Below are 20391 nucleotides of genomic sequence, written 5' to 3'. Positions count from 1 at the left end.
TGTTTGTACTATGGTAGAATTGAATTAAGTACTTAGGAGGTTAAAGGTTATGTTTTTAAATTATTTAAAGAAGGAACTTATTTTTGTATCTACTGAAATAAGTTCCAAGGCCGGGGCAATTAATTTTTTAGTTGATCAAGTAAGTAAAAGAGGCTATACACATGATAGAGCTAGATTTCTTCAGGGCTTGCTTGATAGAGAAAATATTGGTGATACATCTTGGGAAAATGGAGTTGCTATTCCGCATTTTATAGGAGATGTTGTAAGTTCAAGTTTTATTTCATTGCTTTATATAAAAGGTGATGGAATAAAATGGTCTGATGATAATCCTCCTGTTAATTTAATATTTTTAATTTGTATGTCAAAAAGCCAGCAAGGTGGTGACCATATTAAGTCAATAGCTTTCATAGCCAAATTATTCGAAGACGATGATTTTAAAAATGTGTTAAAAGTTATAAATAGTCCTGATGAAATTTATTCTTATATAGAAAATGTCGAGAAAACTTTTACAGATGACACTGCAAATGCTTCTAAGTTAGAAAAAATAGTGGCTGTGTGTGCTTGTCCTGTGGGCATTGCTCATACATATATTGCTGCTAAGAAGCTTGAAGTTGAGGTTAAAAGGCAAGGGTACAGCATTAAAGTTGAGACTCAGGGTTCTATTGGCATTGATAATCCTTTAACAGAGACGGATATTAAAGATGCTGATGTTGTAATACTTGCTGTGGACAAGGATATTGATGAAGAGAGATTTGATGGGAAGAGAGTTTATAAGGTTTCAACTGCAAAGACCATCAATAATGTAGAAAATGTTATTAAAGGAGCCTTTAGTGCACCAGTATTGCATTATAAAAATATTCATACTCTTAAAGATAAGTCTGGTAAAGGCAAGTCTGGTTTTTATAAGTATTTAATGAGTGGTGTCTCTCCTATGGTTCCAATTGTAGCAAGTGGTGGTATTTTAATAGCTCTTGGGATATCCTTTGCGGGAATTGGTTCTGATGGTCCAAATTTTGATGAGTATCCTTTTTATAAGACAATCACAGATATTGGTGCTGTGGCTTTTGGTATGATGTTGCCAGTACTTTCAGGGTTTATTGCTATGGCAATTGCCGATAAGCCGGGTCTTGCACCAGGTCTTGTGGGGGGTGTTCTTGCCAGAGATGTTAAGGCAGGATTTTTAGGGGCAATACTTGTAGGGTTTATGGCGGGTTTTGTTGCTAGATGGATAGCAAGAAGAAAGATTCCTGAATGGCTTAGACCTGTTATGCCTATATTTGTAATTCCGTTAATCAGTACTGTTATTATTGGGTTTTTCATGATTTATGGGGGTGTTTATATTGGCCAATTTATGGAATTGCTTGAGAATGGTCTTAAATCGCTCCAGAATAATTCAGAAACTTATGGTATTGTAGGGAAGTTATTTCTTGGATTAGTACTTGGTGCTATGGTGTCAATTGATATGGGAGGGCCTTTTAATAAAGTTGCATTCCTTTTTGGTGTTGGTATGATTCCTCAAGTGCCACAAATAATGGGTATGGTTGCATCAGCTATTCCTGTTCCCCCTATGGCTATGGGACTTGCTACTCTGCTTATGCCTAAATTATTTGAAGAGGAAGAGAGAGAGTCTGGAAAAATATCGTTCCTTATTTCTTTTATTGGTATTAGTGAAGGTGCTATTCCTTTTGCTGCTAGTGACCCTGCAAGGGTATTGCCTTCAATAGTGCTTGGAGGTGCTGTTGCAAGTATCATTGCGGCATTTTTAGGCGTTGCAGACCATGCTCCGCATGGAGGACCAATAGTTCTTCCTGTGGTTGATAACAAAGTGGGATTTATTATTGCAATAGCTGTTGGTGTTGCTGTTGCAACAAGTTTGGTTATCTTTCTAAAATCTTTAAAAGTCAAGGCATCTAAATGAGCGTTGATAATATATTTTTGATGAGAAATGAAATTAAGAAATATGATTGGGGTGGAATTAGTTTCATCCCCTCTCTTTTGGGACAAAGAGAAGACGGTTTGCCTAAAGCCGAGATGTGGCTTGGAGCACATAAGACATTTTCTAGTAAGATATTAGTTGATGGTCAGTACGTTTCTCTTTGTGATTTTTTAGAAAGTCATAAAGATCTTTTGGGATGTGAAAGTGAATTATCATTTTTATTTAAGGTTCTCTCAGCCCGAAGGCCTTTATCAATTCAAATACATCCTTCAAAAAATATTGCTTTAAAGGGCTTTAAACTTGAGAATGATAGAGGAATAGATATTAATGATTTTAAGAGAATTTATAAGGATGAAAATCCAAAGATAGAACTTGTTTATGCATTAAGTGATTTTTATGCTCTTAAGGGATTTTTGCCTTTCCTTGAAATTGAGAGTATATACAAAAAATTGAAATTAGATTTTCATTTTACAACGCATAAAGAATTTATAAAAACTATATTTAGTTTGCAAAAGTTTGATATTGAGGATGCTATTAATAAAGTGAAAGAAAATTTAGGTTCCATAGATGATTTTAGGGCTTATTGGTTTAATGAGATTTATAAGATTTATGGGGCAGATATTGGTCTTTTGGTATTTTTAGGAATGCATATTTTTAAATTAAATCCAGGTGAGGTGATTTATACAGAGAGTCAAGAAGTTCATGCTTATCTTAAGGGTGAGTGTCTTGAACTTATGACTAATTCTGACAATGTGATTAGGGCAGGTCTTACTACTAAGTATATTGACAAGGATGAAATGCTTAAGGTTGGTAAGTTTAAAGAGGGAATGTTTTCATTATTAAGGGGCGAGAATATTAATGATTTTAATGTATTTAAGCTTCCAGGTACTAATTTAAGTTTATTTCAAAGAGATATAAATGGAAAGATTTGCTTTAAAAGAGATGGTGTAATGATATTATTAGTCTTGAATGGGGAAATTCAGATTAATAATAAGTTTTTCCTTAAGAGGGGGGAAAGCGTATTTATAGGGAACTGCGGTAAAGAATTATTAATTTGCGGAAATGGAGTAATTTTTATTGCACTCTCTTTATAGTAAAATATTGGTATTTTGACTTTAGTAAAGTTTATTGTTTATATTAAAACTTTGATAAACCCAATTGAGAAAAATTTGAATCTCATTCCTTCAAACACTATTTTTGGCTTTGTGAGAAATATTGTTGGACCGAGTGTAGGATAAATTTTAAATCCTAATGATAAATTTTTTATAATTTTATATTCTATTGATAAAGGTAGCCTGGTTACTATTGCTATTCTGTCATAAGGAGCAGGTTGTTTACTTCCAGGGGAAGTTAGATTTGCTTGGGACCAGTCTGCTCCAATTCCAAAGCCCCCTCCAACTATGAAAGATCCTCCTATTTGTTGTCTGAAAATTAGATCAATGGCAATTAAATTGTAAGGTTTAAAATTTGTAGAGTTGAAGTATAAGAAACTACCATATCCAAGATCTATGTCTACATATGGAACCGAGATTAAAAGATTGATAAGAGGATTTCCAAGTCCTGTTCCTGCTGCAAATGAATAAGGATATTTTTTGATTTTCATTGCATGGGGATTTGTAATAATGTTTGGTTGGGATTTTGGTGGGGCGGGTTGAGGATGAGGTTTTGGGGGAGTGGGTTGAGGCTGGGGCTTTGGGGGATCGAGTTGAGGCTGAGGTTTTGGAGGGGCGGGTTGAGGCTTTGGGGGGATAGGTTTATCATTTGTGGTGCAGGTGATCCCATCAGTTTCTTGTTGGCATTTAATGGAATAAGATTCATCAGATTGAGAGAACGCAAAATGGTATAAGCCAAATATTAATAATAATATAAATATTTTTTGAGCGTTTTTTTCCATTAATTTTCCTTTATATGTATATTTTTATGAATCCAAAACCAAAAAATACAAATCTTATTCCTTCCGTTGATGTGGGGTTGAATATCATTGTTCCACCAATTGTTGTTACAGCCTTAAAGCCTATTACAATATTGTTAAAGAAACTGTATTCCAATATAATAGGAAGCCTAAGCGCAATGCCTAATCTGTTGTTAGATGAGGTTATTGAAAATTCCTCTTGTTTAGGTGTATTACTTTCCCCGGTTATATTTGAGGCATCTTGTTCATTTGGTTTTATTTGAGATAGATCAACCCCTATACCAATACCACCGGCGATCATTGTATTCTTGTAAATTTCTTCTTTAAATAGGATATCAGTTCCAAAAATAATATAAGGTATGAAATTGTTAGGATGTAATCCATTAAAGCCCCCATATCCAAGATTCATGTCTACATATGGGAAATTAATTATGATATTGACTATGGGATTGCCAATTCCAAACCCTATGCCGAATATTCTTTGTTGTGTTTGTTGCTTGTTTAATATTCTATTAAGTTCTGCTGGATCAAGTGTTGTTGCAACAGATAAACTTGTTAAAAAAATCATAATCAGTTTTAATAATGTTTTCATAAATCCTCCTCCAACTTATGTCTTCTGATTAGGTGTGCATAATTCTTAAAATTATATTTCATAAAAAGTAAGATATTAAGGGATTCTCTAGTAGTTGATATTTTTATGATTTTTTTTATTTTGTATATTTTGAGTGTTGAAATTTTTTTCATATCAACATGTTTCTGCCAATTTTGAGTCATGAAAATTAGATTTATTTGCTTGTATTTTATTAGGTGATATTAACTTTTGGTTAAGTTTTAAAATGTAATAACTTAGGAAGTTATTAATATTAATAAAATTCAATCTTGGTTTTTTGGAACTGGTGAGTAGAGGGTTATTTGTGGTATTCTTGAGGTTATTTTTTAGTTTAAATTTTTGGCATGGTATTATAGTTAAGCTTATAAGTATTGTTTTACATATTTTTTTCCAATATCTATTGTAAAATACAAACATATTTTTGCAACTTATAAAATAAATATTAGAGCAAAGATTTATATTAAAAATATGTTTGACATATTTTTAATATAAATATAAATTTAAGTATAGATTTGACTTACAAGTTGGTAAGGCTATTTTTTTATTCTTTCACATGCTTTTTAAAGATGTATTTTTAATGTATGATTTTTATTTAGTGTTTTTACTATTTTCTTATTGGTTAAATTACGGTGTTTAGATTAGAGATCTAAATAGCAGATCTGGATGATTATAGACAAAATGTCATTAATTGTAAAACAAAAGAAATTTTTTGCTTTGCAATGCAAATTATGTTGTTTCTTATAATTAGGATTTCTAAAATTTTTCAAAGAAGGTGAAGTTTATGGGTGATTTTATTTCTTCAAAGGAAGAAGAGTTTTCTAAGTGGTATTTAGATATAGTGCAAAAGGCAAAACTTGTTGATTATAGTCCTGTTAAAGGTTGTATGGTTATTATGCCTTATGGATATGCTATTTGGGAGAGAATTAAGAGCATACTTGACGGTAAGTTTAAAGAGACAGGGCATGAGAATGCATATTTCCCATTGCTTATTCCTTATGAATTTCTGGAGAGAGAAAAAGAACATGTTAAGGGATTCTCACCTGAACTTGCCGTTATAACAACTGCGGGTGGTGAAGAATTAGCAGAACCTTTGGTTTTAAGGCCTACTTCTGAGACAATTATTTGGAATATGTATAGCAAATGGATAAAATCTTATAGGGATTTGCCTGTTAAAATAAATCAATGGGCAAATATTATTCGTTGGGAGAAAAGAACAAGACCATTTCTTCGTACTACTGAGTTTTTATGGCAAGAAGGGCATACTGCACATGAGACTGCTAAGGAAGCTTTAGAGGAAACTTTATTTATTTTAAACCTTTATAAAAGGTTTGTTGAGGATTACTTAGCTATTCCTGTATTTTGTGGGCAGAAGACGGAAAGGGAAAAATTTGCAGGCGCTGTTTCTACTTACACAATTGAAGCATTAATGCAAGATAAGAAAGCTTTACAAGCAGGTACATCTCATTATTTGGGATTGAATTTTGCCAAGGCTTTTGATGTTAAGTTTCAGAATAAGAAAGGTGAGATGGATTATGTTTTTGCCACTAGTTGGGGAGTTTCAACTAGGTTAATTGGAGCATTAATTATGGTTCATTCTGATAACAAAGGTTTAATATTGCCACCAAAAATAGCACCAATTGAAATTATTGTTGTTCCTATTTTTAAAAGAGATGCTGATGCTAATCAAAAGATCCTTGAATATTCGATTATTATTTTTAATCTTTTAAAAGAAGCAAAGTTTAGAGTTGAGCTTGATAGAGATGTCAAAAATTCGCCAGGCTTTAGATTTGCTGCTGCGGAACTTAAAGGAATTCCAATACGAATAGAGATAGGTTTTAATGATATTCTTATGAACTGTGTTACTGTTGCAAGAAGGGATAAAGATAAAAACTCTAAGTATCAAGTATCAGTTGAAGAGTTGTCATCTAAAATGCGCTATGAGCTTGATACTATGCAATGTGAATTATTTAATAGAGCATTAGAGTTTAGAAATTTGCATACAAAAGAAATTATTGGATTTAAAGAGAATGACTATGATACTTTTAAGACTTATATTAATGAACATTTAGGATTTATACTCTCTTCATGGTGTGGGAGTGAAGTTTGTGAAGAGAGCATTAAAAATGATACAAAAGCTACAATACGATGCATTCCTGAAGATTTTCAAAATAGACCTTTAAATGGTTTGACTTGTATTTATTGCAATGCAGCAGCCAAGCATCTTGTCTTATTTGCAAGATCTTACTAATTGAGTACATTTAGAGATTAATTTTAAGTATCTTTTAATTCATTAAAATCTATTATTTGCATTATTGCAATATTGGAGGTGAAGTCGATCATTAGAGCTAGAGATGTTAAGATTGGAAGTATTGGAATTATATTAGAGTAGCTAAGTTCAATTCCTTTTGTATAAGTTGAGCATAGCATTGTAATTATATAAATTAAACTGTTTGGTATGTGTGGAAATGCGAAAATAAAGAGAAATGCCAATATGCTCATATAGCTTATTTCGTAGATTGATATGGGCAAGCTAGAGTAAGATTTTAAAATAATAAAAAATGAAATTGTTGAGATAAAAATTGTTCCAAATTTAGAAATAAAGTTGATTATTGGTATATTTATGATTATTGATTTTTTTATGTTTATTCTTTCATTTTTAATATCTTCTATTAAGACAGAATAGGGGACATAAGTATCCATTGTTAAGCCAGCAAATATTATATTTTGGATGGATATTAATATGTTCTTATATGATAATTTGAAATTTTTAGTTAATCGATAGCTAATCATTGGAATTATTATTAAAATAATTATTATTGTCCATAATGATAAAAAGATTATGCTATCTATGTAGTATTGATAATTTTTAAAATTTTTTAAGTTTGTAGTATATGCTGCTGTGATAAAAATAATTCCAAAGTGTAAGATTTCGACAACTATTCCGTTTGCATTATAAAAAAGGTTTGATATACTTAGAATAAGTTCTCTGGCAATTCTTCCCTTTTGTTTTGCATAATAAAAACTAGCGCCAATAATAATTGAGATAATATAAATACTTAAGAGATTTGGGTTGTTATTTGTGAGTATTGTAAAAATATTTTTTGGGAAAAATGTTTCAAGAAGTTCTGTTTTATCAAACATATATAGATTTTGAATATTTTTGTCTAATATTGGAATTCTTTGTGGTAGATATATTGTTGCAACTGCAATGGATATTATTACCCCTATAATGTTAATTAATATTCCATAATAGATTGTTTTTCCAAATAATTTTTTGAATTTTTTATTTTCAATAATGTTTTCTATGCCAAGTGGAATTGAAAATATTAGAAAAGGAATTAAGGAGAGATAGGCCAATCTTATGAAAATATGTGATAGTGTATTGTAAACTTCGGAGGGAAGAAATAATCCAAGCAGTATTCCAGTAAATATTGTTAGAGAGAATTTTATTTTTGTATTCATAAGTTTTTCCTTTGCGAGTTTGAAAAATAGTATTATTAGCATAATAAATTTTACTAAATTTTTTGGTAAATATAAACTTTGGTAATATTATTTATTATTAAAACATGTAAGTAAGTCCGATTTTGGAGAGAAAAGTTTTTGTATAAGTATCCTGACTTGGTCAATACAGATTTAAATTTAAAGTTGCCTGAAATTAATGTACTAGAAGAACATGATAAAAATTTTTTTACCGATGATTATTATAAAAATCTTATCTTAAGTGATAAGGATATTGGCATTAGGCTTCATAAAGCATTGTTAGATTATTTAAGTCCACAATCGGTACAAGAAGGTGAGAGAGTTGCTAATTATAGGCAAATAATTAATATTTATTGGGGATTTTTGAAATCAATAGCCAAAAATGTTTTGAATTTAACAATTGAACAAAAAGTTTTATTGAGATTTGCTGCTCTTCTTCCAAATGCTCTTAGTAGTGAACTTAAATCTTTAATTTCCAGGACCATTTGGGATAATAATTATAATGAACCATTTATCTATTTCGATGAATGGATTTATGGCGTTAATGAATTGAAGTTAAGAAAGCTTGCAATCGATGAGCCGGTGGCAAATATTAAAGATGATGATGTTAAGAAGATATTGTTTAATAAGCAAGAAAAGCTTTTAGCTAATATTGATTTTGCAAAGAGTAGTCTTAAGAAAAGTGATAAGGTAAGGATTGAAGCTATTACTAATCTGAAAAGTATGTTCAAATTTTTATTCGTTGAGACGTCATCTAATCATGAGATGCTTACAGATGAATTTGAAGTGGGAACAATTTATTCTGATGATATTTTAAAACCTTTAAATTTCGCGTCTCATTGCATTGATAGCTTGGTAAAGACTAATAGGGAAATTGTGTCTTTAATTTCTCAGATTAAGGGGGCAAATAAGGAGCTTCTTGAGATTAAAGATAGAATTCAAGAGATCGATATGCCTAGTTCTTCTACTATTGCAGTTGAAGAAGTTGGATCTTTAATGGAGGCTAATAAGCTTACTATTGGGCCTAGAGGCAATCATTTTCCAATATTACTTAAAAGTAATGTGGTTGCAGATCCCCAGTTTTTTGGTAGTAGGGAGAGAGTCATTCAGCTTGTCAGAGAAATTGAAAGTATTCAGCCTAGAATTTTTTATAAAAATTATAGAGGAGATTTATTAAGGATTGTTCCTTATTTTATATTAATACCATCTTATGGTGAGAGAGGAATTTGTTGGGAGCCTGTTGATATTAAAAACCGAGCTAATGGACGAGGTAAAATCTTAATACCTATGTATTCTAAGGATTTAAGAAAAGCTATCATTTTGGGTATTGGGGATTTTCTTTGGGAGCTTGCAAAAGATCAAGCATCGTTTAGATGGATGGAAACAGGAATAACCGGTCAGTATTATGAATACTATTCTAAATTTATTAAGAAAGGCAATATTAAAAATTTCTTTTTAGATGACTATTTCCTTTGGTTAGATAAGGAAAGCAAGGGAATTCAAAAGATTGAGAGGATGGTTCGCGGAATAATGTGGCGCAATACTCCTTTTCCTAAAGATTTAAAGGAAGAGCTTAGTAAAAAATCTTTTGTATATAAGACCCTTTTTGAAAAGGATAAAAATATTGAAATGTCAGATAGTTATTAGTTGCTTTATATTATTTTATACTTTTTGAAAATATTTCTTATATTTTTATTTTTTAAGTTCTTAATTTCTTTTTTATACTCATCTTTAATATAAGCATTTTTTTTAAGTAATAGCTCAATTAAATCAGTATTTTCAATTTCTATTGCAGCTTGCATAGGTGTTTTTCCATTCTTAAGAGTAAGGCTTAAATCAGCACCTTTTTCTTTTAAAAGATTGAACATTGTTTCATTGTTTAAGTATATTGCCCAAAATATTGATGGATATTCTGTTTCGTCTATTATGTTGATTTTAATTCCATAGTCTATTAATGTTTTAGTAGTGTTAAAATCGTTATTGATTATCGAAATTGATAGTGGAGATATTTTATGTTGAAAATTTATTTCTGCTGAAAGATTTAGAGCTATTAAAGTACCCTTTATATTTTGGAAATATACGGATGTGATTAGAAAGTCATTTTTGATTTTTTGTAACTCTTTTAAGATATTGTTGTTATTTAGATCTATTGATTCTATAAAACTATTTAGCTTTTTTTTATTTGTTTCATATTCTTTATTGCTAGGATTATAAATTGTTTTTGATAATTCTTTTATTAATTTTATGTTTTCATTTGCATTTAAGAGTGTAATCAGTTGTGTTAATAATAGTATGCGCATTATTTTCATTGATTCTAACCTTTAAGTAGTTTTTTGGGATTGTTTTGTAAGTATATCTTGACTAGGCTGAGCATTATTAAACAGTATGACTGCGATTTTATCCTTGTCATTAATTATTATTAAATCATCTTCAACATTTTTAGGGGATATGAATATGAGTTGTAAGGCACTGTTTGTATAGTCTAGCAGACAAAAATATTCTTTTCCTTCCGTGCTCATTAATTTAATGGCGTTTTTATATGAAATTTGTAAATTTGGACTAAGTCCTATTATTTCAAATGTTCCAGAACTTGGGAGATTGTAAATTTTTTTATCTGTTTCCCAAACAAAAGTTTTATCGCGCTTAAATTCAATATTCCCATATTGTGTATTTATTAAGGTTCCATAAGATATTAATCTATTTATTAGATTTTGATTTTGCTTTTCTGCTTCAAGAATAATTTTTTCGATATTTTGTTCAATGATAACGAATTTAGATTCAAAGTTGCGTTCTTTAACTTTTACGATTGATTTATAGTAGTTTTGAGTGTCTCTTTCTAAGATAATAAAATCTTCATCTGAAGTTTTAGATCTAAATAGAAATCCATTAGGTTTGACTTCCTCAACAATATTGAATTTGAAATGTAAGTTTAATTCGGGCATATTAATTTTTATTTCATTTTTGGGAGTAAAAAATAGACCATAGTCTTCTCTTAGGAGATTGGTGTTATAAGTATTATTGGCGATCATTTTTTCGTAGTAGAGTGGTCTTAAGTATTTAATATTTTTAAATGTATCAATTACATCATTTTGCAAGACCTGATCTAGTGGACTTGTGAGTATTGTTCCTGGAATATTATCAAAAACTTCAAGTGAGTAATTGAAAACATAACCTTTATATCCATCTTTTGTTAATGCGTGTAGCCATCTCCCTTTAAGTGAGCCTGCTTCTGTTTCTTCCCCAATGTGTATTATTTTTAAAATAGCTTCTTTTGGAATTCTATATATTATGTTTTCTCTATAGTTGTCTGGAGATGTTCTTAAGGGCAAGAGATCTTTTTTACTTATAGCATATTTGTTTACGTATGGTTGAATACTTAGTTTAAATTTTTCTGCTTCTTCTTTTGTTTGAAACTCTTCTATTGTAAATTTATGTACGATAAATTTTGTTCCATTATAGTTTATTGTTATTATTTGTTTTTCTTGGTCGGTATTTTCTATTTTAACAAGTGATCCGTTTGGTAGTTTTTCTTTGTTGTTTGAATCTAGAACAATACCGTATTTATTGTTATGATTAAGGCAAGATAGAAATAATATTAGCAATAAGATGTAAATTAATTTTTTATTCATGTTTAAATCCTGATAGTTTTTATTGATCTTAAGATGTGTTTTGTTATACATGACCTTTATTATATAATAAAAGTAATGAAGTTATTAATTCAAGCGTTTGGACTAATGCTGGTTTTTAGCTGTTGTAAGATTAAACAAGGTGAAATTCAAAGTCTTGTAGATCTCTTAGAAGAGTCAAGTAAAAAGGGTTTAGATAGATTTCTTATTGTTGATAGAATAGTCAACATTCATATGCGCAATAAAGATTATAAAGATGCTTTAAGAGCTGTAAATCAAGGAATTGTTAATGATGAGAGCGGAGAATATTATCCTTTGTATTTTTATTTGATGGGCAATATATATTCTTCCATCAAAGAAGATTTAGTGGCTTTTACCTATTATAGATATGTTGTTGATAGTTTTGATGATTACATTTATGAAAATAGTTCTGTAAAATTAGATATTGCAAAAAGGGTGATCAATTTAGATATTGAAGCTGGAGATAAAGTACGTTATTATAAACTATTGCTTAATGATAATGCTGAGAGTCTTACGAATGCAGATAGGGGCAATTATTATTATAATCTTGCTTTAAGTTTAGAGAGTATTCAAGATTATGATGATGCGTATTTCTATTATAAAAAATTGCTTTCAATACCAAGGTCGGATTTAAGAATAGATTCAATAGATTATTCGGGTGTTATTACTAAGATTAATTATTATAATAATCCAGACTTTGTGATTTATAGAAATTTGAATGATTTGATTCAAGATGTTAAGAGATATATTTTTTCTGGAAATACTGCAAAATTATTGAGCATAAGGGATAAACATAATTTTTTTATTCAAAGTTGGGATCAAAGGGGTGGAAAAAGCAATTCAATTAATACAAACAGTTTTTTGACAACGATGATTAAGCTTGGAAGTAGGCGAAAAAATGGAATACAGTTTGCAAGTAGTTTTGAAGCTGATTCTAGTGATGATATATCTTATCTTGGATCTAGTGGTTGGGAGCACATTTGGGAATGGTATTTTGTCTTTAAAAAGATTTCTTATCCAAAAGATCCAGAAATTAATAATGGTTGGGCTTGGATAGGCGTTTATTTGGGAAAAAAATAGGGAGATTTGATGTGAATTTACTAAGTAGTCTTTTGAGTTTTTTATTTTTATTTTATTCTAATGTCTCTATTATAAATGATTCTTTATCTAAGTCTAGCATAAAGAGAACAATTGATTGGGATACAAAAGTCGTTTATTTTGATATTATTAAGCCAGTAGATGAGGATAGATTTGGTAGAGTTGGACTTGATTCTACGTCTAGATTAGTGTTTAGCGTTAATGATTTGAAGGATACTTTAATAAGGCAGTCTCTTTTTGAAATGACAATTGATACTGATAATACTTTTAAGGATTATTTTGACTCTGATCCCCATTTAATACTTTATTTTTCAGGACTTGATAGTATTTTAAAAAGGGGATACACTAAGTATTCAGAGGATTTAAAAAACATAACTGTTAGGTATGAGCTTTCTCTTTTTCCTGATTTTATGAACTTGTTTTTATCTCATAGTAAGCCTTATAGAGCTTTTTATCCATTAACAAGTACAGGTGCTGATCAGTTTGTTTATACTGGAATTATTATTTATGCGGGTGATGATTATGAATCTTCCTCAGGTGGTGTTGTGAAATTAACGGATGCTTTCTTTATTAAGATTTATGATGAGAATATTAAGCTTTATTTTGATAAAAGAATGGTTGCGCCAGATACACTTAGGAAGTGGGGAATGCTTGAATATACAAATGACGTCTCTTATAAGAATAAGAATAGAGTTGGGGATTATCCTTTAAAGTTGATTGCTAAAGGAGTTTATGGTAAAAATCATTCAGATATCATACTTGATGAGTATTCTATTAATAAGATATTTTCAAATAAGAATAATGTTAATCTTTTAAGAGAAGGTAAGCTTGTTATTATTAAATAGGAGTCTGGAAATATAATTTTGGGACTTGTCTTTTTTCAGATAATAAATTAACATGATATAAGGGTTTATTATAAAGGGAAGAAATGCCCTTGTAGCTCAGGTGGTAGAGCACCACCATGGTAAGGTGGCGGTCGTCGGTTCAAATCCGATTGAGGGCTTTTAGTCAGGAGTGTTATTATGGGCAAGAAAAAAGGTAAAGGTGCTGTTGAGCTTATAGCTTTAGTATGTGAGGAAACAGGAATTAGAAATTATACGACTACTAAGAATAGGCGTAATAAACAAGAAAAATTGGAATTAATGAAGTATTGTCCAATTCTTAGGAAACATACTCTTCATAAAGAAGGTAAAATAAAATAACTAAAGTGATAGGTCAGTAGTTCAAGGGTGGAACGGCGGTCTCCAAAACCGCATGTTGGGGGTTCGAGTCCCTCCTGACCTGTTGTCTGTATTGTTAAAGAGGGGCTTTTAAATGTTTAAATTTGTTAAAGAAAGTGTTTTAGAACTTAAGAAAATAACATGGCCTAAGTATAGTGAAGTAATAGGCAGCGGGAAGCAAGTTTTTTGGTTGGTTGTTTTTATTTCTATTTTTTTAGGTATAGTGGATTATATCATGTATCTTGCTATAGCTTATGTATTTTAAGGAAAGATTATGTCCAGGGCCTGGTATGTATTACAGACTTTTTCTCAGTATGAGAAAAAGATAGAACAAGAGATAAAACTCTTGATCAGTGAAGGTATTTTTGGTAGTAATGTTTTAGATGTTAAGGCCCCTATTGAAAGGGTAGAGGAGATAAAAAACGGGAAAAAGCGGATACGAGAGAGAAAGATTTGGCCGGGATATATTCTAATTGAGTTAGATCTCCCTGAACAGGACTGGAAAAGCACTGTAGCTAATATTATTAAACTTCCGGGTGTTGTAAATTTTGTTGGCACTAATAAAGAGCAAAAACCACTTCCAATCAGTGATGAAGAAGTTAAGAGTGTCTTTATGCTTGCTGGAGAGATTAAGGCAGATAAGTCTATTTTTATACTTTATGATTTTGAAGAAGGCGAGCGAGTTAGAATTAAAGGAGGGCCTTTTGATTCTTTTGAAGGGATTATTGGGTCTATCGATTATGAGAAAAAGAAATTGAAAGTTGCAGTTCAAATTTTTGGGAGATCAACTCCTGTTGAGGTTGATTTCCAACATATAGAGAAAATTTAATAATTAGTATATTAATGGGAGCTTAAAGGCGTTATTACCATAAGGAGTTATTTATGTCTAAAAAAAAAAGAGAGGTTGCTTGGATCAAGCTTCAAGTTCCAGCTGCTCAAGCTGCTCCAGGAGCTAAAATAGGTCAGGCCCTTGGACCCCATGGTGTTAGTGGTCCTCAGTTTGTTAAAGAATTTAATGAGAGAACAGCTAAAATGGAGCCAGGGATTGTCGTTCCTGTCATTATTACTGTTTACAGTGATAAAAGTTTTTCATTTATTGTAAAAACTCCACCGGCTTCGATTTTAATTAAGAAGGCTGTTGGAATAGAGACAGGTTCTAAGAAATCAAATACAGAAAAGGTTGGAACTATATCAAAAGAAAAAGTAATGGAAATTGCAAGAGTTAAAATGCCAGATTTGAATGCAAAAACCGAACTGGCAGCATTTAATATCATTGCAGGAAGTGCTCGTTCTATGGGTGTTGAGGTAGAAAAATAATGGCTAAGAGTGGGAAAAAATATATGCAAGCTATCTCTAAGATAGATAAGCTTAAATCTTACAGCATAGATGATGCAATCTCTTTATTAAAAGAGATCAAATTTGTTAAATTCGATGAGACTATAGATGTATCTATTAATCTCAATTTGAAGAAGAATCATACAGTTAGAGATACAGTTGTTTTGCCAAATCAGTTTATGAAGGAAAAGAGAATACTTGTTTTTGCAAAAGGTGATAGAGCCCAAGAGGCAAAGGAAGCTGGTGCTGCTTATGTTGGGGATGATGATCTGATTAACAAGGTTAAAGGCGGTTTTAGTGATTTTGATATTGTTGTTGCAACACCTGATATGATGAAAGATGTAGGGAAGCTTGGTCCTATTTTGGGTAAGAGAGGATTGATGCCAAATCCTAAGACACAAACGATTACAAATGATTTAAAGGGAACAATAGCTGGTCTTAAGAAGGGTCGTACAGAGTTTAGGGCAAATAAAAATGGTGTGCTTAATTTTTCTGTTGGTAAGTCTTCTATGGATAACAAGAAGATAAAGGAAAATTATGATGAATTTATTAAAGAATTACTTAAAAGACGACCAAGTGATTTAAAGGGGACTTTTGTGGATAGTGTTTATATTTCATCTACCATGGGGCCTTCTGTAAAGATTGATTTTGTTTAGGAGTTGAATTATGCATGCAAAGATAAATCCTAAAAAGGTTGAAATGTTTAATTCGTTGAAAGAGTTTTTAGATGGTAAGGATAATATTTTTTTCCTAGATTATAGGGGATTAACAGTAGCAAAGCTTACTGAGTTGAGAAATAGAGTTGAAAATGAGAAAGGTGAATTAAAGGTTGTCAAAAATAATATAATGAAGAGAGTTTTGAAAGATAAGCATATGGAAGGTTTTGATTCTTATCTTTTAGGGCCAACAGCTGTTGTTACCGCTGTTGATGAAGCTAATGTGGTTGCAAAAATTTTTTATGAGTTTGTTAAAACTAGCACTTTAAAAGTTAAGGGAGGTTTTGTTCTGGGAGAAGTTTATGATGAGGCTAAACTTAATGCATATAGTAAACTTCCTACTAAGAAAGAAGCTATTTCTTTATTTATGAGTGTTCTTAAGGCTCCAATGTCAAAACTTGCAAGAACTTTAAAGGCTTTGTCTGATGTTAAAGTTGAATCATAACAGTGTTAGTCTTAATACGGTGCATGCTATCACTGTTTGAAATAATATAAAAGGAGTTAAGTTAATATGGCACTAAGTAAAGAAGATATTTTAACATGGCTTGAGGGAGCTAAAACAGCTGAAGTTGTTGAGCTTATAACAGCTATTGAGGAAAAATTTGGAGTTACTGCTGCTGCAGTTGCTGTTGCTGCTGCTGGACCTGGTCCTGCTGCTGGTGCTGAGGAACAGACAGAATTTGATGTAATGCTTGTATCTTTCGGAGATAGTAAAATAAATGTTATTAAAGAAGTAAGGGCTATTACTGGACTTGGACTTGGGGAAGCTAAAGCCTTAGTTGAAGCTGTTCCTAAGGCAGTTAAGGAAGGTGTTTCAAAAGCAGATGCTGAGGAAATAAAGAAGAAACTAGAAGCAGTTGGTGCAAAAGTTGAAATTAAGTAAAACATTAAAAATATGCCAGATTTGTTATTCCACATGTCGTTTTAATGGCATGTGGTTTATTGTGTCTTAAAAAAGGAGTCTTTTAATGATAAAAAGGGTTCATCTAGGACAAGGAAAAGCCGAAGAAATCTTAGACTTACCTAACCTAATAGAAATACAATTGAATTCTTATGAGAAATTTTTGCAGCTTGAGAGATTGAAATCAAATAGACCTTTGCTTAATGAAGGCCTTGAATCTGTTTTTAGGGATGTTTTTCCTATGAAAAGTAGCAATGGTGAGGTTGCACTTGAATATGAGAAATACTATATTGAATATGATTCTCTTAGTTTTACTGAAAAAGAATGCAAAAGAAAGGGCCAAAGTTATGAGGCTGTTTTAAAAATAAGATTAAATTTGCAGTTTCTAACAACAGGGGAGATAAGACAAAAGGATGTCTATATGGGGACTATTCCTTTAATGACCGATAGAGGGACTTTTATTGTTAATGGTGCTGAGAGAGTAATTGTATCGCAGATTCATAGATCCCCTGGGGTTGTTTTTTACAAGGAAAAAGACTTGTATTATGCTCGTATTATTCCTTATCGTGGTTCTTGGTTGGAATTTGAGATAGACTCAAAAAAAGATTACCTTTATGTTAAGATAGACAGAAAAAAAAGAATACTTGTTACTCTTTTCTTAAGGGCTTTAGGTCTTAATACTAGAGAGAGAATAATTGAAACTTTTTATAAGATTAGAAAAATTGAGGTCAATGAAGATACTAAAAGAGAAATCACAGGGCAATATTTAGCAACAAATATTATTATAAAAGAAAATATGACTTATCGGGCAGGTGATAAGATAACTTTGCAAGATATTGAAGATTTCTTGCAAAATGGAGTAAAAGAGATAGACCTTATTGATTTTGATGGGTATGATAGTGTTCCTGGGAAACATTTTATTAGTTCCGATGTTATTTTAAATTGTTTCGAGAAAGAAGATGCTTATTTTTCTCTAAAAGATGGATTTAAAGAGCTTTCAAGAGAATCTGTAATGCTTGCGGTTTATAGTGTGCTTTTACCTGGCGAGCCAATATCCATTGATAATGCTGAGAGTGATTTAAGAAATGTGTTTTTTTCAGAGAAGAGATATGATCTAGGTCATGTGGGTCGATACAAGCTTTCTAAAAAGTTTGGTCTTGATGACTTAACGACCTCAGTTCTTACTATGACAGATATAGTAAATACAATATCCCATCTTTTAAGAATATATGATGGTCATGATGTTCTTGATGATATTGATCATCTTGGAAATAGAAGAGTTCGTTCTGTTGGTGAGTTGCTTACAAATATATATAAAGGTGCAATGTCAAGAGTAGAGAAAATTGCAAAAGATAGAATGTCTAATAAAGAGGTGTTTAATCTTAAGCCCCAAGAATTAATAAGTGTTAAACCTATTGTTTCTGCTGTTAAAGAATTTTTTGCAACTAGTCAGCTTTCACAATTTATGGATCAGGTTAATCCTTTAGCTGAATTGACTCATAAGAGGCGTCTTAATGCTTTGGGCCCTGGAGGACTCTCAAGAGATCGTGCAGGTTTTGAAGTAAGAGATGTGCATTATACCCATTATGGTAGAATGTGTCCTATTGAGACCCCTGAGGGACCAAATATTGGTCTTATTGTGTCTTTAGCTACTTATGCAAAGGTAAATGATTATGGTTTCTTAGAGACCCCTTATAGAAAGGTGGTTGATGGCAAGGTCACTGATGAGATCGAGTATTTGTCTGCAATTGATGAGGAAAAAAAATGTATTGCTCAGGCAAATGCTGCTATTAATGCTGATGGTAATTATATTGATGATTTAATTTCTGTTAGAGTTTCTGGTGATTATACGACAATGATTCCTAAGAATATCGATTATATGGATGTCTCACCTAGACAGTTAATTTCTGTTTCCTCAGCATTAATACCTTTTCTTGAGCATAATGATGCAAACCGTGCTCTTATGGGTTCAAATATGCAACGTCAGGCAGTTCCTTTATTATTTCCACAACCACCTATTGTTGGTACTGGTATGGAGAGAATAGTTGCAAAGGATTCTGGTGTTGTTGTTAAGGCAAAAAGGTCAGGTATAGTCGTGTTGGCAACGAGCAAGAAAATAGTTATAAGACCTGAGGATGCAGCTGATGATCATGATTTAGATGAATATGAACTTGCTAAATATGAGAGGACAAATCAGGATACTTCTTTTAATCATTCAGTTTTAGTTAAAGAGGGTCAAGTAGTTAATAAGGGAGAGATAATAGCTGATGGCCCTGCTACTAAATATGGAGAAGTGGCACTTGGTAATAATCTGCTTGTTGGTTTTATTCCTTGGAATGGATTTAATTATGAAGATGCTATATTAATCTCTGAGAGGATTATAAAGGAAGATCTTTATACTTCAATTCATATTAAAGAATTTAGTATTGAGGTAAGGGAAACTAAGCTTGGGCCTGAGAAAGTTACAGCTGATATTCCCAATGTTAGTGGGAAGATATTAAATAAGCTTGATGAGAATGGAATTGTACGAATAGGAACTTATGTAAAGCCGGGTGATATTTTAATTGGTAAGGTTACACCAAAATCGGAGGGAGACATTACTCCTGAATTTAAGCTTTTAACGTCTATTTTTGGTGAGAAGGCAAAAGATGTTAAGAATAATTCACTTAAAGTACCACATGGTACTGAAGGTACTGTAATTGATGTTCAAAGAATTACTAAGGATGATGTTAACAATCTTCCACCCGGTGTTGATGAGATATTGAAGGTTTATATTGCCAAGAAAAGAAAACTTAAAGAGGGTGATAAAATGGCAGGGAGACATGGAAATAAGGGTGTAGTTGCAAAGATTCTTCCCGTTGAAGATATGCCATATCTTGCAGATGGAACTCCTCTTGATATATGTTTAAATCCCTTAGGAGTGCCGTCCCGTATGAATATTGGGCAATTAATGGAGTCTCAGCTTGGTCTTGCTGGTAAATATCTTGGTGAATATTATGATGTTCCTGTGTTTGAATCTGCTACAAATGAATGCATTCAAGAGAAGTTAAAGAAAGCTGGATTTAATGAAACATCAAAAGCAGTTTTATATGATGGATATACAGGAGAACCATTTGAGAATGAGGTAATGGTTGGAATTATATACATGCTTAAGTTGCATCACCTTGTTGATGATAAGATGCATGCAAGGTCTACAGGGCCTTATTCACTTGTATCTCAGCAACCTCTTGGAGGAAAGGCACAATTTGGTGGTCAAAGACTTGGAGAGATGGAAGTCTGGGCACTTGAGGCTTATGGAGCTGCTCATACCCTTCAAGAACTCTTAACAGTAAAATCAGATGATATGTCAGGTAGAGTTAAGATATATGAGAATATAGTTAAAGGTATTCCTACTAATGTATCTGGAATTCCTGAATCTTTCAATGTTTTGATGCAGGAGCTAAGAGGTCTTGGTTTTGATTTATCAATTTATGATGATAAGGGTAATCAAATTCCTTTAACAGAAAAGGAAGAGGAATTAATTAATAAAACTTAGG

At 31.5% G+C, this 20391-nt stretch carries 19 protein-coding genes and 2 tRNA genes; 16 read left to right on the top strand and 5 right to left on the bottom strand.

All coding sequences use genetic code 11. From position 1 onward, the window contains the following. The first annotated feature begins 49 nt into the window (after positions 1 to 49). Positions 50 to 1918, top strand: a complete 1869-nt coding sequence (locus bhYOR_RS02000; protein WP_025399735.1) for a fructose-specific PTS transporter subunit EIIC — start codon at positions 50 to 52, stop codon at positions 1916 to 1918. Then, positions 1915 to 3030 (top strand): mannose-6-phosphate isomerase, class I, encoded by a 1116-nt coding sequence (gene manA / locus bhYOR_RS01995; RefSeq protein ID WP_025399734.1) that lies wholly within the window; start codon positions 1915 to 1917, stop codon positions 3028 to 3030. Before bhYOR_RS02000 ends, manA begins: the two co-directional genes overlap by 4 nt. A 38-nt stretch (positions 3031 to 3068) precedes the next feature. Here the strand turns inward: manA and bhYOR_RS08350 are convergent, their stop codons facing one another. Both bhYOR_RS08350 and bhYOR_RS01985 read right to left on the bottom strand, forming a co-directional pair. Beyond that, positions 3069 to 3830 (bottom strand): DUF3996 domain-containing protein, encoded by a 762-nt coding sequence (locus bhYOR_RS08350; protein WP_025434035.1) that lies wholly within the window; start codon positions 3828 to 3830, stop codon positions 3069 to 3071. Positions 3831 to 3840: 10 nt separating this feature from the next. Further along, positions 3841 to 4440, bottom strand: a complete 600-nt coding sequence (locus bhYOR_RS01985) for a DUF3996 domain-containing protein (protein WP_025399732.1) — start codon at positions 4438 to 4440, stop codon at positions 3841 to 3843. A 799-nt stretch (positions 4441 to 5239) separates the two neighbouring features. Between bhYOR_RS01985 and proS the strand changes: the two genes are divergently transcribed. Further along, entirely contained in the window at positions 5240 to 6706 is a 1467-nt protein-coding gene (gene proS, locus bhYOR_RS01980) for a proline--tRNA ligase (RefSeq protein ID WP_025434034.1), read from the top strand. Positions 6707 to 6729: 23 nt separating this feature from the next. Here the strand turns inward: proS and bhYOR_RS01975 are convergent, their stop codons facing one another. Then, on the bottom strand, positions 6730 to 7920 hold the full coding sequence (locus tag bhYOR_RS01975) for a cation:dicarboxylate symporter family transporter (protein ID WP_025434033.1): 1191 nt from the start codon (positions 7918 to 7920) through the stop codon (positions 6730 to 6732). 138 nt (positions 7921 to 8058) lie between these two features. On the opposite strand from bhYOR_RS01975, the gene bhYOR_RS01970 reads away from it, so the two are divergent. Then, positions 8059 to 9585: a hypothetical protein gene (locus bhYOR_RS01970; protein ID WP_025434032.1), complete on the top strand. Its 1527-nt coding sequence runs from the start codon at positions 8059 to 8061 to the stop codon at positions 9583 to 9585. A 5-nt stretch (positions 9586 to 9590) separates the two neighbouring features. Here bhYOR_RS01970 and bhYOR_RS01965 read toward each other — a convergent pair whose 3' ends face one another. Next, positions 9591 to 10247 carry an ankyrin repeat domain-containing protein gene (locus bhYOR_RS01965; RefSeq protein ID WP_025434031.1) on the bottom strand — a complete coding sequence of 219 codons (657 nt, stop codon included), beginning with the start codon at positions 10245 to 10247 and terminating at the stop codon, positions 9591 to 9593. Between the two features lie 12 nt (positions 10248 to 10259). After that, on the bottom strand, positions 10260 to 11567 hold the full coding sequence (locus bhYOR_RS01960) for an SH3 domain-containing protein (protein WP_241763726.1): 1308 nt from the start codon (positions 11565 to 11567) through the stop codon (positions 10260 to 10262). A gap of 75 nt (positions 11568 to 11642) precedes the next feature. Here bhYOR_RS01960 and bhYOR_RS01955 point away from each other — a divergent pair, with 75 nt between their 5' ends. From bhYOR_RS01955 to rpoB, 12 genes are all read left to right on the top strand, one after another. Next, positions 11643 to 12665: a tetratricopeptide repeat protein gene (locus bhYOR_RS01955; protein ID WP_038446283.1), complete on the top strand. Its 1023-nt coding sequence runs from the start codon at positions 11643 to 11645 to the stop codon at positions 12663 to 12665. Between the two features lie 11 nt (positions 12666 to 12676). After that, positions 12677 to 13528, top strand: a complete 852-nt coding sequence (locus tag bhYOR_RS01950) for a hypothetical protein (RefSeq protein WP_025399724.1) — start codon at positions 12677 to 12679, stop codon at positions 13526 to 13528. Positions 13529 to 13613: 85 nt separating this feature from the next. Next, positions 13614 to 13686 (top strand) — tRNA-Thr (locus bhYOR_RS01945). A 19-nt stretch (positions 13687 to 13705) separates the two neighbouring features. Beyond that, positions 13706 to 13885 (top strand): 50S ribosomal protein L33, encoded by a 180-nt coding sequence (gene rpmG / locus bhYOR_RS01940; RefSeq protein WP_011772345.1) that lies wholly within the window; start codon positions 13706 to 13708, stop codon positions 13883 to 13885. Between the two features lie 10 nt (positions 13886 to 13895). Continuing rightward, positions 13896 to 13967, top strand: a tRNA-Trp gene (locus bhYOR_RS01935). A 30-nt stretch (positions 13968 to 13997) separates the two neighbouring features. Further along, complete coding sequence (secE, locus tag bhYOR_RS01930; protein ID WP_025399723.1) at positions 13998 to 14168, top strand: preprotein translocase subunit SecE; 171 nt, start codon at positions 13998 to 14000, stop codon at positions 14166 to 14168. A gap of 9 nt (positions 14169 to 14177) precedes the next feature. Next, positions 14178 to 14732, top strand: coding sequence for a transcription termination/antitermination protein NusG (nusG, locus tag bhYOR_RS01925; RefSeq protein ID WP_025399722.1), 555 nt, complete (start codon positions 14178 to 14180; stop codon positions 14730 to 14732). A 53-nt stretch (positions 14733 to 14785) separates the two neighbouring features. Beyond that, on the top strand, positions 14786 to 15220 hold the full coding sequence (gene rplK, locus bhYOR_RS01920; protein WP_025399721.1) for a 50S ribosomal protein L11: 435 nt from the start codon (positions 14786 to 14788) through the stop codon (positions 15218 to 15220). Next, positions 15220 to 15894, top strand: coding sequence for a 50S ribosomal protein L1 (gene rplA, locus bhYOR_RS01915; protein WP_012422158.1), 675 nt, complete (start codon positions 15220 to 15222; stop codon positions 15892 to 15894). The genes rplK and rplA overlap by 1 nt, the downstream gene beginning before the upstream one ends. Positions 15895 to 15904: 10 nt before the next feature. Then, entirely contained in the window at positions 15905 to 16399 is a 495-nt protein-coding gene (rplJ, locus tag bhYOR_RS01910; RefSeq protein ID WP_025399720.1) for a 50S ribosomal protein L10, read from the top strand. 66 nt (positions 16400 to 16465) lie between these two features. Beyond that, positions 16466 to 16837 (top strand): 50S ribosomal protein L7/L12, encoded by a 372-nt coding sequence (rplL, locus tag bhYOR_RS01905; protein ID WP_025399719.1) that lies wholly within the window; start codon positions 16466 to 16468, stop codon positions 16835 to 16837. Positions 16838 to 16922: 85 nt separating this feature from the next. Then, positions 16923 to 20390, top strand: a complete 3468-nt coding sequence (gene rpoB, locus bhYOR_RS01900) for a DNA-directed RNA polymerase subunit beta (RefSeq protein WP_025399718.1) — start codon at positions 16923 to 16925, stop codon at positions 20388 to 20390. Position 20391: the final 1 nt, after the last annotated feature.

Source organism: Borrelia nietonii YOR (assembly GCF_023035795.1).
In the GTDB taxonomy this organism is placed as follows: domain Bacteria; phylum Spirochaetota; class Spirochaetia; order Borreliales; family Borreliaceae; genus Borrelia; species Borrelia hermsii.
This window is presented reverse-complemented; position numbering and strand designations above follow the sequence as displayed.